Genomic DNA, 15,352 nt, shown 5'->3' with positions numbered 1-15,352 from the left:
CAACACAATCAGGAAAAAGTGATGGCATAAAGAGGAGTCCCTCTTTTATTTTTTAAAACTGTATACTTTTGAGCATTTCAAGTTGATTAAGTGCTTAAAATTATGGGGTTTTGACACCATAATCATATTATGATTCATTTCAGGGAAATATTAGAAGTACCGTATAGGGTATTGCTATTTTCTTCAAGTGTCGTTTGGCTGGCCACTTTAGGATTAGGCGCATATGAAGGGATCAAGTATGGGACCTCTTTATGGGATCAGCCGGAGAAAACTAAAAGTGCTGCACTTTTACTCAGTAGTATTGGTTTGGTCAATCACTTATATGTCTACTTCATGTATTCATCGACTTACACTTTAAGGTTTGTAGGTCTGTTTGCTTTGACGCTCCTTCTGCTCTCATTCAAAACCATTAAACAAAAAAAACGGGCGTTAGTCTATTTCATATTGTTCGGCCTGATACATGTCATTCTTATTGGAGGCCGTACAATTATCTACTTTAATTTTGCATTCTCACCCGTTCATTTATTGACCGTGTTTCTAGTCACTACAGGACTAATTATGTACCAAAGGAGGAAAAGCCTATCGCAACAGAAATAACTGCTCTGATGGCACTGGCCGCAGGAGCCTTGTCGTTCCTCTCACCATGTACACTCCCACTGCTTCCGCTCTATTTATCTTACATTACAGGCAAGAGTGTAAAAGAAGTCAAAGAGAATAAGTCCAAGGCATTCAAGAAAAGCGTAATCGTCCACTCATTGTTTTTTTTAGTCGGTGTATCGACGGTCTATGTCAGTTTAGGCTTGAGTATCACTTATCTTGGAGAAGTGTTTACAAAATTGATGACCGGTTCAACAAGTGTCTTTTTACAGAGAATTGCTGGACTTCTAGTCATTGTTATGGGGCTGGCGACAGCTGAATGGCTTCATATCCCGGCCCTGCTTAAAGATACACGAAAAATGAAGGGAAACAGATCAACTAGCTATGTCTCCAGTTTTCTGATCGGACTTGGATTTGCGGCTGGATGGACGCCTTGTATCGGACCGATTTTTTCTTCGATCCTTCTTATCGGAATCTCAACTGGCTCTCCACCGGCGATCTATCTGACCCTATACATTGTAGGTTTCATATTGCCGTTTCTACTCGTTTCTATTTTTATTGGAAAGATGGATCGGATAATGAAACACAGTCGTCAGCTGATGAAAATAGGTGGCATACTTATGATTGGAATGGGTATCCTGCTCTTCACTGGTGCTCTTGAATCCCTCTCAGAAATGCTGGCACAATGGCTTCAAGGGACACCGTTTGAACTTTTAGGATAATACGAACACAAGCGAGGAGAGTAAACATGTTAAAAAAAGTAATATGGGCAGTATTGGGATTAGTTCTGATGTTTGTCGTCTATGATTTTGTCTCAGGACTGAATCAGGAACAGCAGGTAAGAGAACAGGCAGGCATTCAGGTTCAATACAGTCTGGAAGAACTGGATAGTGATTCGATTGATGTGACATCGACTTCTGGAGAAAAGTATGGTCTCAGGTCCGGCAACACGGCCTATGATTTTCAGTTAGAGGATATGGACGGCAATACCGTACAGTTGTCAGATTTTAGAGGACAGAAAGTTTTTCTGAATTTCTGGGCCAGCTGGTGTCCGCCGTGCCGTGTAGAAATGCCCCACCTTCAGAATTTCCATGAGGAAAACGATGATGTAGTAGTGCTTGGTGTCAATGTCGTCTCTTCTGAAAGTAACCCGGCCAACGCGTCAGCATTTATTGATGAGCTGGAACTGACGTTTCCAAACTTATATGGTGTGGAAGACGTCGTTAATCTGTATATGGTCGAATCACTTCCGACTTCCTACTTTATCGGCACAGACGGGACTGTCTATGAAAGAGTCGTGGGACCTGTAACTGAAGACATCCTTCAAGCGAGGTTCGATTTGATCGATTAGCAGCTATTTATCGCGTAAGGTAAGGGTGGCCTGAATATTTCAGATATAAGTATGTCCAATATGTTAAATGTTGAACAAATGTGTTGTCATTCCTTTTCAAAGTAGGGGTTTTGCTATAAAATAAAGCAGAAGAAGCTTGAGGAGGAGTATAGGTGAGACAGTTAAAACAGCTTTTCTGGATTTTTTTATTTTCATTTATAGGAGAATTTTTGTCGTTAGTTAGCCCAGTGGCTATTCCTGGAAGCGTGATTGGAATGGTCCTGTTATTTATTGCGCTTCATTTCAAATGGATCAAGTTGAAACAAGTTGAAGAAGTCGGCAACTGGGTGACTGACAATATGGCGATTTTTTTCGTGCCTGCAGGAGTTGGACTGATGACGAATTTCGGTATACTAGGGGACATCTGGTGGCAGCTCCTGGTAACAATTTTTATCACGACAACGCTGATGATTGCATTTGTAGCACTAGTCGTTCAGTGGCTTAAGCGGAGAAAAGATGAGAAAACTGAACAGCAAGCCGGATTCAATAAGGAGCTGATTTGATATGATGGATATTTTATCGACCAACCCGTTTTTTGGATTATTTCTGACCTTTTTCTTTTTCCTTCTAGGGACGATATTTCATAGAAGATGGCCTGGAAACCCATTATTTAATCCGCTGATTTTTTCCATCACCTGCATCATTATTCTCTTGCTTGTGACTGGAATTCCTTATGAGCAATACAATGAAGGCGGTCAATTCATTAATTTGTGGATCACACCGGCTACCGTCGCATTGGCTATTAAGCTAGAAAAGAACTTTATCTATTTGAAGACCTACTACACAGCAATTTTATCCGGAATCGCTCTTGGTGTATTGTTTCACACGGCTATCTTGGTTATTGTCAGTATCCTGTTTCAGTTCAATCAAGAACTGGTGGCGACCCTGTTTCCGAAATCAATCACAACGCCGATTGCATTGGGTGTGTCTGAATCACTTGGCGGCATCGTTTCGTTAACAGTAGCCATCGTCGTATTCACAGGAGTGCTCGGAACGGTTGTCGGCCCTCCGATCTTCGCCTTATTGAAGATAAACGACCCGGTTGCTCAAGGAGTAGCTCTGGGATCAGGCTCGCATGCGATGGGTACGGCTAAAGCTATCGAATTAGGCGATGTGCAGGCCGCTATGTCTGGACTGTCCATCGTCTTGACTGGTATCGTCGTGGTTATTTTGGCCCCATTCGTTATGGGATTTGTGGGCGTTTTGTTTTAGTCTTTGAAGAGTACAAAGGCAGCATGGATAATCAGAAGTCACGCAATACTAGTACTAGCTCGAGAAGATTGAAATAAATGAGTGGGATGAAAGATTCCGTGAGCGTCCAACTCAGGTGTTGAGGGACAGTCGAGTGGTCAGAAAGATTCCGTGAGCGCCCAACTCAGTTGTCGAAGGACAGTCGAGTGGTCGGAAAGACTCCGTGAGCGTCCAACTCAGGTGTTTAAGGACAGTCGAGTGGTCGGAAAGATTCCGTGAGCGCCCAACTCAGGTGTTGAAGGATAGTCGAGTGGTCAGAAAGATTCCGTGAGCGTCCAACTCAGGTGTTGAAGAACAGTCGAGTGGTCAGAAAGATTCCGGGAGCGTCCAACTCAGGTGTTGAAGAACAGTCGAGTGGTCAGAAAGATTCCGTGAGCGCCCAACTCAGTTGTTGAAGGACAGTCGAGTGGTCAGAAAGACTCCGTGAGCGTCCAACTCAGGTGTCGAGGGACAGTCGAGTGGGCCGAAAGATCCTGTGAGCGTCCAACTCAGGTGTTGAGGGACAGCCGAGTGGGCAGAAAGACTCCGAGAGCGCCCAACTCAGTTGTCGAAGGACAGTCGAGTGGTCGGAAAGACTCTGTGAGCGCCCAACTTAGGTGTCGAAGGACAGCCGAGTGGTCAGAAAGATTCCGTGAGCGTCCAACTCAGGTGTTGAAGGACAGCCGAGTGGTCGGAAAGACTCCGTGAGCGTCCAACTCAGTTGGTGGTCAAGAGATATTCAAGACAAATCAACTTTCCGTTTGATCCGCTAACTGAGTGATATCTTACTACGCGGCGGAGCAAAAGGGTTAGTCAGTAACCGGTCATTCGGCGGCTTCCGCCGACTGTCGGAAGCTTCATCATTGAAAAAGAGCAGTTGAGCGCTAGATTTAATTATCCGCTCAACTGCTTTTGATTTATTCCGACTCTTTCAAGTGGTCACTTTTTCTCGTCTTCACGACCATTCGTTCCTGAGCAGTTGTGATCCGTTCAAGTGATCTAGATATGCTCCTGATAAGAATCAATTAGTAAATTACAGCAAAATTAAAACCGCTCATCCAGAAACAGGGTCTCGGATGAGATGCGCTTGGACTGGTTCTTGTCGTAATTTGACACGAACAGACAGCCGTACAAGGTGTTCAGCACATAATCAATCGCTGTCTGTGACGAGAAAGTCGAGAGCTTGACTGACTGGCTTTCGCTTTCAGCCACTGGAAGAATCAAGTCCCCGAGTGATGCGATATGTGAAGACGGACTACCCGTTATCACAATAATCGTCGCTCCGTTCTGCTTGAGCAGTTGGGTGATGTAATAGTTATTCTTACTTTCTCCACTATAGGAAATCACGATGGCGCAGTCACCTTGCTTGAAATTTGTTGCGAGGTGGCGGTTTTCTCCAGGCAAAGCGGCCATGTGAACAGAACGGTTGATTTTCATCAGCTTATTCTGGAAATTCAAGGCAGGCAGATAGGTATCGCCGTAAGCAAATACCCCGATTTTATCAGCTTGAAGCAGAAGTTCCACAGCCTGTTCAAGTTTATCAGGTGAGAGTAGCTGACTCGTCTGATTAAGAGAGTCAGTGAACAGCTCGAGGATTTTCTTCTGAATCTCTCCGTATGAATCGTCATCGGTAAAAGGAAAATCAGGGTCCACATTCGATATGGCATTGTATTCCTTCTGCAGCTCAGCAGACCACTTGATTTTGAAATCCTTGAAGCCTCTCAGACCGATTTTCCGGCAGAGTCTGACCACAGTTGAAGGTGAGGTATAAGTCAGTTCCGAAAGAGCCTGGATCGATAAATTCAAAACATCCTCCTTGTTGGTAATTATGTACCGAGCGACTGCTTTTTCCGATGCATTGAACTGTTCGTCGTGTTTCAGATCTGTTAATAATGACATGCGATCCACCTCCTAAAACTAAGTGTACATAAAAGACAGCAATCTAACCAGTTTTTGGGTAATTTATTTCAGTAAACAACCAATTCTAACAGACTTTTCTGAAAAAACTGCCCATTTAACTAAGTCAATTTACAGAAGGAAGCCAACGTGATTAAATAGTAAGTGAGATGACAACACATTAGGAGGAAGCATATGTTAACTATTGCCTACATCGGAAACGGGAAGAGTGCGAACCGCTATCATATCCCTTTTTCAAGTCTGGTCGACACGATTAAGATAAAGAAAATTCTCTCGAGAGGGGATAGGCCTGACTGGGACGCTGTCGAAGGGGTGACTTACGTTAAGGAGAGTGAAGAGATCTGGAATGATCCGGATATCGACCTAGTGGTTCTGTCGACTCCGCCGCATACCCATTACCCTCTGGCTAAAGAGGGGCTGGAAAACGGGAAGAACGTACTGGTCGAGAAACCTTTTACCGAAACATCTGACCAGGCTAAGGAGCTGTTTGCTCTGGCAGAAGAGAATGGCTTGTTTATCCAATGCTATCAGAACCGCCGTTTCGACTCGGATTTTCTGACTGTCCAGAAAGTAATCGAAAGCGGAAAAATTGGAGATGTTCTGGAAGTGGAGATGCATTTCGATTATTTCCGTCCTGAAGTGCCTGAGCAGACTGACCACTTCGATCCCATGGAAAGTTTCCTGTATACCCATGCCTGCCATACCGTCGATCAGGTTCTGTCTTACTTTGGAAATCCTCAGGATATTCAATATGATGTCCGTCAGCTTCTGGGAGAAGGACGAATGAACGATTATTTCGACCTGGATTTCTTTTATGACGACAACCTTAAAGTATCCGTCAAGTCGAGCTACTTCCGTCTGAAAGAACGCCCAAGTTTCGTGGTCTATGGCACAAAAGGAACATTCATCAAGGAATCAAAAGACCGTCAGGAAGAACATCTGAAGCTGTTTTATATGCCGACAAACGAGGATTTTGGCCTGGATCTGCCGGAACATTACGGCACGCTATATTATATGTCTGGAGATGGCCAGTATCATGAGGAAAAAGTCGTCTCGGAAAAAGGGAGCTACAGCTATTTCTACGAAGCGCTCTACGAAACACTTGTAAATGGAAAAGAGAAGCTGGTTAAGGATCATGAAACCATTCGTCAGATTGAGATTCTTGAAGAAGGCATCAGACAGATGAAAAAGTAGTCTGAAAGGAAGTTTTCTCAGTTCTTATGATTCTGATACAGAAAGTACGAACCAGCGAAGATAAAATAAGAAATAAATAGTGGGTAGTGGAGAAGAAGGATAGAGATAATAAGTGATACTAAGTACTATACAAATGAGAAGCAATAATACAACCAGCTGTTTTTTGTATAGAAGACAAATCCTCCAATGAATATTTCCCGGTCACTCTTCCCCCCAGACTTCATTACGTTGGGCTGTTGGAAGAGTGAGCGGGCCATTATACACAGCGACTATGAAGTCGGAATTTGTCTGATAACTTTTATCTGTCATCCAATGTGTCAGCTTGTTCATCAGCCGAAGTTCTTTTCCTTCTCTGAGCCGTCCTAAATAACATACAGCTGTAAATAAACCTTCCCCGAATCAGCTCTCAAAGGAGCTCGTATTGAGAGGGGTCAGCTTGTATAAAAATTTATTCCCGGTATGAAAAAAGTATTAACAGAATCTGAGCGATGTGCTATACTAATGAATGTTCCGGCTAGGTGGTGGAATGGTAGACACGCCAGACTCAGAATCTGGTGAGCGTAACGCTCGTGAGGGTTCAACTCCCTTCCTGGCCATAATTTGATACGACTGGATTTTCAGAAAGACTGACGGGTACCCTCAAGGATAGAAGGTGCGCGCTTTTTTTTTGTTTCAATTTTATTGGAAATCCATTGTCAGCAGACATATTTAGAACGGACTGCCGGACTGTCCTATTTAGTCTGTGCCAGTTTTCTGATAAAATACAAGTCAAAGATAAGACGTGAAACGTACGGAAAGAAGGAGAGGTAAGACATGAGAATTTTACATACTGCGGACTGGCACATAGGAAAAATCGTCAATGAGTTTTCGATGCTTGAAGATCAGGCAGAGGTCCTGCACCGACTGGTCGATGAGGTCAAGGAACTGGATGTCGATGTCCTGATTATGGCAGGAGACTTATATGACCGGGCGATTCCTCCTAAAGAGGCAGTTATTCTGGCTACGGAAATTTTTACCCGCCTGATTCGCGAAGCGGGGATACCGGTCCTGGCTATTGCGGGGAATCATGACAGCAATGAACGGCTGGAATACGGTGCGGAACTGCTTTCGACCAGTGAGCTCTTTATCGAAGGCACACTCAAAACAGACATCCGTAAAGTCACAGTCAAGGGGGCCAATTTCTACCTCCTGCCGTTTGCGGATCATGTCGCCGTTCGAAAACTGCTGGGTAATGATGAGATCAAGGATCTTCAGGATGCGACACGCGTTCAGATCGAATCGATTAAAGAGAAGATGAACCCGGATGAGCTGAATATTCTAATTGCCCACGGATATGTAGTGAACGGGGGAAAAGAGTCGGTGGAAGATTCCGATTCCGAACGTCCGTTAAGCATTGGGACAGCAGAATATGTTGATGTCAATTTGTTCGATGCCTTCGACTACGTTGCACTTGGCCATTTGCATAAAGCTCAGAAGGTCAAATCAGACCGGGTACGGTACAGTGGCTCACCTGTGAAGTATTCTAAATCAGAAGCCAGACATAAGAAACAGCACCTGCTGGTCGATCTGGATAAAGACATGATCGATGTGCAGACCATTCCTACTAATCCTAAACGGGACCTGCGTGTGATCAGAGGCTTCTTTGACGAGTTGATGCAGGATGAGTCAGAAGATTACATTTTCTTCGAGCTGGAAGATAAAGGCTATGTCATGGATGCGATGCATCAGCTGAGACGACGCTACCCTTATGCGATGGGGCTTGAATATTTATCCAAAAAAGACAGGCAGTCCAAAGAAACGACACGTACCCATCAGCTGGCCGACAAGAAGGATGTCCTGGAACTCTTCAGTGATTTTTACGAGAATTTCAAGGACGAACCGCTGGATGACGAGCGAAAACAAGTAGTCAATGGCGTCTGGGAAGACGTTCAGAGAGGTGGAGAGTAGATGCGTCCATTAAAACTCAAAATGAGCGCCTTTGGACCCTACAAAGGCGAAGTCGAGATTGATTTTACGGCGTTCAATCAGTCTGCTCTCTTTCTGGTCAGCGGACCGACGGGGGCAGGGAAAACGACGATTTTCGATGCGATTGCCTATGCCCTGTTTGACAAGCCGTCAAAAGATGGCCGTGAAAAAGATACATATAAATCCGATCATGCGAAAGACACGGACCTCTGTTACGTAGAGCTGGAGTTTGAGCTGGGGCAGAAGCAGTATTCCGTCAGACGGGAGCCAAATCAGACCGGACCAGGAACGCGGACAAAAACCAAGCAAATCCCAGCCAGCGTGGCGTTTCACAATGGAGATCAGGTCACCACTAAAATCAATGAAGCCAACAAAGAAATCGAGGCGCTTCTGGGGCTGACTCATGACCAGTTCAGACAAATCGTCATGCTGCCGCAGGGAGATTTCCGGCGTATGCTTGACTCGAACAGTGCGGACAAGGAAAAGATTTTCCGTAATATTTTCCAGACGGATCAGTTTGAAGCCTTTCAGGAGAAACTCAAAGAACAGGCTAAAGAGCTGAAACAAGAACGGGACGGCTATGCTCAGGCAGTCAGTCTGGCTTTTCAGTCGATCGAAACCAAAGAAAATCAGACTCTTGAAAAAGCCATTGACCAGTTCGACATTCCAGCTGTTCTGGAAGAGACAGCTAAACTCATTGATACAGATTCGAAACACCTCACTGAACTTAAAGAGACAATCGGAAGCCTTCAGGAAGAGAAGACAGCTACTGAGCGACTGATTGAATACCTTGAGAAGAAGACAGCTCTTGATAAAGAAAAAATCGAGCTGGATGCGACTGAAAAAGTAGTGGCGGATTACAAGGAACAGCTGGCTAAAAACGATGAAGCACGAAAACTTGTCGAGGCTAAAAAGACAGAACAGGATCTGGCCCAGGAGTTAAAAGACGAACAGATAAAACGGAACGACTTGTCTGAAAAGCAGAAGAGTTTGACTGATTCTCTTGCTGAAGCGGAAAAACAGAAGGCCCTGATTCAAGACGAACTGGGTAAGCTGGATCGTGTCAGAGAAGCGATTCAGACACTGAAAAAAGAGCTGGAACGCATGACCGAAGTGGAGAAGACAGAAGAAGCAATCAGTCAGGCAGAAAAACAGCTGAAAGAAAACCGCTTAAGACAGGCCTCTATTAAAGAAAAGATGGAAGCAGTCAAGCAGGCTGTCCAGTCGCAGCAAGATGAGCTGAAGGAGCTTCAACACATCAAAAACAGCTTTTCAGATAGCTATGATCGAATCGGTAAGCTGAAAGATAAAAAATCAGAAGCCATGCAGAGACTTGAAAAACTGAAGGAACTGTGCGATTTGAGAAAAGAAGGCGCTGAAGTTAAGCAGGTCTTTTCAAAAGCTAATAAGGACCTCAAGCAGGCAACAGAAAGTCTGGATGAAGCAAAGGCAGCGTATTACAGCAATATCGCCGTAGTTCTGGCAGGAGATCTTGAACAAAACGAACCTTGTCCGGTCTGTGGTGGAACGGATCACCCTAAAAAAGCTCACGCAGCAGTTGATTCAGTATCCAAAGACGACGTCGACCGTCTGGAGAAAGTTAAAGCTGAAGCCGAAGCCCACTATAATCGGATCGGTGTTCATCTGCAGCAGCTCTCTGAAGCCGTCGGTAAGCGGTGCAAGGAACTGGGCATTGAACATACGGACGCGGATGAAGCGTTTGGACAGACGAAGAAAAGCTGTCGTGAACTGACAGACGAACTGAATAAGCTGGAACAAGACCTGAAGCAGAAACAAAAGCGGGTGGAAGCAGAAGGCAAGCTGACTGAAAAACTGGAGGCTCTTCAAAAAGAAGAACGTGATCTGTCAGAAGTACGCGTTCAGCTGACGTCAGACGAACAGCATATGACTAGGCGGATTGGTGAGCTGAGTGAGTTATGCAGCGAACTGAAAGCATCTGTGTCCTATGACTCCGAGAAACAAGTCAAAGAGGCTATAGCAGAAAAAGAAGCGCTGATCAGAAAAACTGAGCAGGCGGCTTCAGATAATCAGTCCCTTGTCCAGGACTTAAGCAGTAAACAGTCGGCTAATAAGCAGGCAATCAAACTGACCGAGGAAAGCATCAATAAGCTGACTGACAAACATTCAGAAGCAAGGGCCCACTTTGAACATAGACTTCAAGAAAGTAAGCTGGACGATAGCTTCGAGTCCCTCGTTCTGGAACACGAGACAGCTGACAAGATGCAGCGAGCGATCAATGATTATGAGAAAGCTAGACACAGCCTGACTGTTCAAATGAAAGAAGTCCAGGCGCATCTAGATAAGGAAGACAAGCTTCTGCCGGTTGAGGCATACCGTGATCAGTGCAAGTCAATTATTGAAAGGTTGCCGGAGCTGGAAGAAAGCCGAGATGACCTGGTCAAAACAGTAAATCAGAATCAGCGGGCGGTCGAAACGATTACCATTCATCAGGGCAAGAGCGATGAACTGGAAAAAGACTACCGGATCTATAGTGAGCTGGCCATGATGGCAGGCGGTACAAGTAATGAAACGGACCGGATCTCATTCGAACGGTATGTCCTCGGGATTTACTTCGACGAAATTCTGATCGCTGCCAACGAACGCTTTAGCGAAATGACCAATAACCGCTATGAGCTGCAGAGAAAGATGGATGCGGCCAAAGGAAATAAACCCAAAGGGCTGGATATGGACGTGTTCGACTACGAAACAGGCAAAGTGAGAGGGGTCAACACGCTTTCCGGTGGGGAATCGTTTAAAGCCTCTCTTGCACTGGCTCTGGGACTCAGCGACGTGATCCAAAGTCAGAGCGGCGGGGTCAGTGTCGACACCCTCTTTATTGATGAAGGATTCGGGACGCTGGATTCCGATTCTCTGGACAAAGCCATCGAAACATTGCTCGATTTGCAGGAACGCGGCAGACTAGTGGGAATCATTTCTCACGTGGATGAACTGAAAACCCGAATCCCTTCTCATATTATTGTCGAACGGACGACTGCCGGAAGCCAGGTCAGTGTCCAGACAGTATAGTAAAAGTTTAGATCTATCATATTAAACCAACTAAAAGGAGACTTACTCATGACAACATTAGACAAACACATTTTAAACTCTAAAAAGGCACCAGCAGCAATCGGACCATACTCACAGGCGGTCGTATTCGGAAATACCGTGTACGTTTCGGGTCAGCTGCCGATCGATGCGGAAGCAGGAAAAATCACAGCTGAAACAGCCAAGGAACAGACAAGACAATCATTGAAAAACATTGAGTATATCCTGGCAGAAGAAAACCTGACGCTTTCTGATGTCCTGAAAGTCACTGTTCTTCTAAGCGATATTTCCAACTTCCAGGACATGAACGAGGTATACGCAGAATTTTTCAAAGAGCCTTTCCCAGCACGCGTTGCTTATGAAGTAGCAGCCCTTCCAGCTGGCGCATTAGTTGAAATCGACGTTATTGCAGGAAAAAGTTGATTTGTGATTACTAGAGATATTAAGTATATTAGTCTGAAAAAGACGAACAGTAGAGGATGAAACCGATGAGTGAGCAATACAATGAAAAAATTGATTCAATCATTAAAGAGTTGAGACCGGAACTTCAGGAGCTGAGCGAGTATATCTATGCTAATCCTGAACTGGGTCACGAAGAGTTTCTGTCATCAAAGGCCCATGTGGAACTGCTTGAAGAACATGGGTTTGATGTTGAATACCCTTATCTGGGAATCGGTACAGCCTTCAGAGCGATTTATAAAGGAGAAAAAGAAGGACCAACCCTTGCCTACTTGTCTGAATATGATGCCCTTCCTGGTATCGGACATGGTTGTGGGCATAATCTGCTCGGGGCGACCGATACTGGGGCGGGACTAGTCTTGTCCAAACTGGTTGATGAGGTAGGTGGGACAGTGGTTGTCCTGGGGACCCCGGCAGAGGAAACGAACGGAGATAAAGTGACCATGGCAGATGCGGGAACCTTTGACGATGTAGATGTTGCATTCTGTACTCACCCATCTGACAGTTATCAGGCCAGTGGCACGTCCATGGCCATGGAAGCCATTGAGTTCAGATTCTATGGACAGACCGCTCATGCAGCTGCCTCACCTTTCGAGGGAAAAAATGCCCTTGATGCCTGCATCAACTTCTTCAATAATGTCAGTTCACTCCGCCAGCAGATTCACCCGAGCGCACGCGTTCATGGTGTCATCAAAGAAGGCGGAGAGGCAGCGAACGTGATTCCGGACTACACGAGAGCCGAGTTTTACGTTAGAGCAATGGATATGCCTTACTTGAATGAACTGCGTGAAAAAGTCATTCGCTGTGCAGAAGCCGGGGCACTAGCTGCGGACTGCCGAATGGAATGGGGTCACTATGAAGCAGCCTACAAAAATATGATCACAAATGAGACGCTGTCTTCCTTGTACAATGAAAAGATGGCAGACCTAGGCATTCAAATGATTACTGAAGAACGGGATTCTATGGGGTCAATGGATATGGGGAATGTCAGTCAGGTTGTTCCTGCGATCAATCCATATTTTGAAATCACTAATGGCAAATCCGTTTCAGCACACACGACCGAATTTCGAGACTGCACGCTGACTGAAGAAGCGTATCAGGGAATGGCCCGTACGATCGCCGGACTGACTCATACTGCTCTCGATCTGATTACAACTCCGGAAAAAATGAATCGGGTAAAAAAAGAGTTTAATGACACTGTCAGAAATTAAGAAAGTCTGCCATTATGTTTAGAAAAGGGGACTATAATGAAAAAAATCATGCTGATCGGGCCGATCGAATCTGGAAAAACAACCTTATGTCAAAGGATCAAAGGGGAAGTTCTGTCTTACAGTAAAACACAGGCCATACAATTTGATCCGGGAATGATCGATACTCCTGGAGAATTTCTGCAGCATCGACGTTATTACAACGCTTTGCAGGTTACTTCTGTTGAAGCAGATGTGATCGCCTTTGTATCCAGTGTCTCTGAAAGGGAACAAACTTACCCGCCCATGTTCGATTCCTATTTTTCAAAGCCTGTCATTGGCATATTGACTAAAATCGACCTGGCAGAATCAGAAAAAGAGCTGAAAGATGCACAGGAAAGACTACAAAGGGCCGGAGCTGATAAGGTATTTAAGGTCTCGGCATATACAAACGAAGGAGTAGAAGAGCTTGTGAATTATCTACAGGATGAAGAGAGGACAGACGCCTGAGTCATTTTATGTGATAACAATACAGAATAGAGTTGCCTTCTAAGCGCTTTCTTGTTATTATGTGGGTGATAGAAGACAAATTCATAAAACGCTCTAATTAAGGAAACCGGTGAGAATCCGGTACGGTCCCGCCACTGTGAGAGCCTTTCAGGTTCAAGTCAGATCGTTAGTTAGAGTTTACTATAAATATAAGGGCTCTGTTTCGAGGCAAAACAGAAAGCTTTATGGCCTATGACCGTCTCATAGGCTTTTTTATTTCTCCAGAAACGAACCTCGATTTATTAGTGTTTGAAGAAGGAAAATTCTATCATGATCTGCAGATCGACAATTGTTTCACAAAGATCACAGGATTAATGACGGAGAATCTCCAACGGGGGAGAATCGGTACAGCGAAGTACTTCTCTGATTTATTATTCAATTTTTTTACATTTTGATTAAGTAGAGGAGAGGTATAAATGAAAAAAACAGTCAATTTATTCACATTATCTTTATTATCCACACTAGTCATCACAGGGTGCAATACAAACGATACAGAAAATACTGAAGATGCTGCTGTTGAGGAAAACCAGTCAGAAGAATCTGTGGAAACAGCTGAAGATACTGCAACTGTGTCTATCGTCTTACAGGAAGGCGGAGACGTTATAGAAGGATCGGAACAGGAAGTGGAAGTTGAAGAAGGGATGACTTTGCTGGATGTGATGCATGAACATTATGACGTTGAAGATGATGGGGGATTCATTACATCCATTGAGGGGATATCTCAGGATGAAGAGGAAGGACATTGGTGGCTGTTCGATATTAACGGAGAAATGGCACCGGCTGGAGCAGGAGAGACTTATCTCGATGATGGAGATGAAGTCGTATGGAACTTAGGCGGAATGGACTAATGGCTTCCGCTCATCCCGCCAGGAGGATCGCCATACTGTCGATGATGGTTGCAGTTAGTCACGTGGGACGTCTGATGTTTCAATTTCTGCCTAATGTCCAGCCGGTGACTGCCATACTTATCATCCTGACTTTGTCGATGGGAATGACAGATGGAATGATCGTTGCTGTTCTGTCTATTCTGGTTTCCAACTTAACCCTCGGGATGGGGATCTGGACAATTGCCCAGATCGCATCATATATTATAATCATTCTGATCACTGGCGCATTGATTAGGCCAGTATTTCAGAAACTACCAGTGTGGGTGATGATCATATACACTGCGTTTACCGGCTTGCTGTATGGATTTGTTATTTCAGTTATCATGTCATATCTGCTTGGACTGGAAAGTTTCTGGGTGTATTACTCGTTCGGTATTCCGATGGATATCATGCACGCATTTGGCAATGGCGCATTTTACTTCGTACTTTCTCCAGTATTATTTCCGCTTATCGAAAGAGGTTTAAAGCTGAAGAAACTATCCAAACGTGGGAATGAGAATAACTAAGGCAGTTTCTTTGACAGTAGTTTAAAGTTGATTACAAATTAATATGACACAATACAGCCGAGCCTGTCCGATTTCTATTAATGGAAAATCGAACAGGCTCTTTATTGATAAATTATTCAACGATTTTGTAAGAAAATCGATTCATGTTGATGAGTGTATTAAAATCAGCGGAAATGATTGGACAGTAAAAGTATTGTTCGCCTATGTTTTGTAACATGTTTCACATTAATAAAATCGAAAGTTTATTATATTCTTCACATACTTTAGTTTTTGTTTACACTATGTGTAAAATAGTTGTCGGAAAGTAAAATAGTAGGGCAAGAAATTAAAGTAGACAAAAAGAAAGAAGACCCTTAATCTAGAGATAACCACAAATCCAGAAAAGAGGTCTTCTTATGAATCAAA

General features: G+C 44.4%; 13 protein-coding genes, 1 tRNA gene and 1 riboswitch. Of the genes, 13 read left to right on the top strand and 1 reads right to left on the bottom strand.

Annotated features, from left to right (window positions below):
• The first annotated feature begins 605 nt into the window (after positions 1–605).
• From ACYQ2O_RS06730 to ACYQ2O_RS06715, 4 genes are all read left to right on the top strand, one after another.
• On the top strand, positions 606–1,319 hold the full coding sequence (locus tag ACYQ2O_RS06730; RefSeq protein ID WP_346023572.1) for a cytochrome c biogenesis CcdA family protein: 714 nt from the start codon (positions 606–608) through the stop codon (positions 1,317–1,319).
• 26 nt (positions 1,320–1,345) lie between these two features.
• Complete coding sequence (locus ACYQ2O_RS06725; RefSeq protein WP_346023573.1) at positions 1,346–1,948, top strand: TlpA family protein disulfide reductase; 603 nt, start codon at positions 1,346–1,348, stop codon at positions 1,946–1,948.
• Positions 1,949–2,100: 152 nt separating this feature from the next.
• Positions 2,101–2,490 carry a CidA/LrgA family protein gene (locus ACYQ2O_RS06720; protein ID WP_346023574.1) on the top strand — a complete coding sequence of 130 codons (390 nt, stop codon included), beginning with the start codon at positions 2,101–2,103 and terminating at the stop codon, positions 2,488–2,490.
• Position 2,491: 1 nt separating this feature from the next.
• Entirely contained in the window at positions 2,492–3,199 is a 708-nt protein-coding gene (locus tag ACYQ2O_RS06715) for an LrgB family protein (protein ID WP_346023575.1), read from the top strand.
• Positions 3,200–4,261: 1,062 nt separating this feature from the next.
• On the opposite strand, the gene ACYQ2O_RS06710 is transcribed toward ACYQ2O_RS06715, so the two are convergent.
• Positions 4,262–5,116 carry a MurR/RpiR family transcriptional regulator gene (locus tag ACYQ2O_RS06710; RefSeq protein WP_346023576.1) on the bottom strand — a complete coding sequence of 285 codons (855 nt, stop codon included), beginning with the start codon at positions 5,114–5,116 and terminating at the stop codon, positions 4,262–4,264.
• A 192-nt stretch (positions 5,117–5,308) separates the two neighbouring features.
• On the opposite strand from ACYQ2O_RS06710, the gene ACYQ2O_RS06705 reads away from it, so the two are divergent.
• From ACYQ2O_RS06705 to ACYQ2O_RS06665, 9 genes are all read left to right on the top strand, one after another.
• Positions 5,309–6,328: a Gfo/Idh/MocA family oxidoreductase gene (locus ACYQ2O_RS06705; RefSeq protein WP_346023577.1), complete on the top strand. Its 1,020-nt coding sequence runs from the start codon at positions 5,309–5,311 to the stop codon at positions 6,326–6,328.
• Positions 6,329–6,840: 512 nt separating this feature from the next.
• Positions 6,841–6,924, top strand: a tRNA-Leu gene (locus ACYQ2O_RS06700).
• Positions 6,925–7,141: 217 nt separating this feature from the next.
• Positions 7,142–8,275, top strand: a complete 1,134-nt coding sequence (locus ACYQ2O_RS06695; protein ID WP_346023578.1) for an exonuclease SbcCD subunit D — start codon at positions 7,142–7,144, stop codon at positions 8,273–8,275.
• Complete coding sequence (locus ACYQ2O_RS06690) at positions 8,276–11,341, top strand: SMC family ATPase (protein WP_346023579.1); 3,066 nt, start codon at positions 8,276–8,278, stop codon at positions 11,339–11,341. It abuts the gene before it with no gap.
• A 48-nt stretch (positions 11,342–11,389) separates the two neighbouring features.
• On the top strand, positions 11,390–11,782 hold the full coding sequence (locus tag ACYQ2O_RS06685; RefSeq protein WP_346023580.1) for a Rid family detoxifying hydrolase: 393 nt from the start codon (positions 11,390–11,392) through the stop codon (positions 11,780–11,782).
• 65 nt (positions 11,783–11,847) lie between these two features.
• Positions 11,848–13,029 carry a M20 family metallopeptidase gene (locus tag ACYQ2O_RS06680; protein WP_459796265.1) on the top strand — a complete coding sequence of 394 codons (1,182 nt, stop codon included), beginning with the start codon at positions 11,848–11,850 and terminating at the stop codon, positions 13,027–13,029.
• A 36-nt stretch (positions 13,030–13,065) separates the two neighbouring features.
• On the top strand, positions 13,066–13,515 hold the full coding sequence (locus ACYQ2O_RS06675; RefSeq protein ID WP_459796264.1) for a EutP/PduV family microcompartment system protein: 450 nt from the start codon (positions 13,066–13,068) through the stop codon (positions 13,513–13,515).
• 75 nt (positions 13,516–13,590) lie between these two features.
• Positions 13,591–13,742, top strand: a riboswitch (adenosylcobalamin (AdoCbl) riboswitch).
• 228 nt (positions 13,743–13,970) lie between these two features.
• Positions 13,971–14,402 carry a DUF4430 domain-containing protein gene (locus ACYQ2O_RS06670; protein ID WP_459796263.1) on the top strand — a complete coding sequence of 144 codons (432 nt, stop codon included), beginning with the start codon at positions 13,971–13,973 and terminating at the stop codon, positions 14,400–14,402.
• Positions 14,378–14,947 carry an ECF transporter S component gene (locus ACYQ2O_RS06665; RefSeq protein ID WP_459796262.1) on the top strand — a complete coding sequence of 190 codons (570 nt, stop codon included), beginning with the start codon at positions 14,378–14,380 and terminating at the stop codon, positions 14,945–14,947. Before ACYQ2O_RS06670 ends, ACYQ2O_RS06665 begins: the two co-directional genes overlap by 25 nt.
• Positions 14,948–15,352: the final 405 nt, after the last annotated feature.

Source organism: Alkalibacterium sp. m-11 (assembly GCF_054658155.1).
This window is presented reverse-complemented; position numbering and strand designations above follow the sequence as displayed.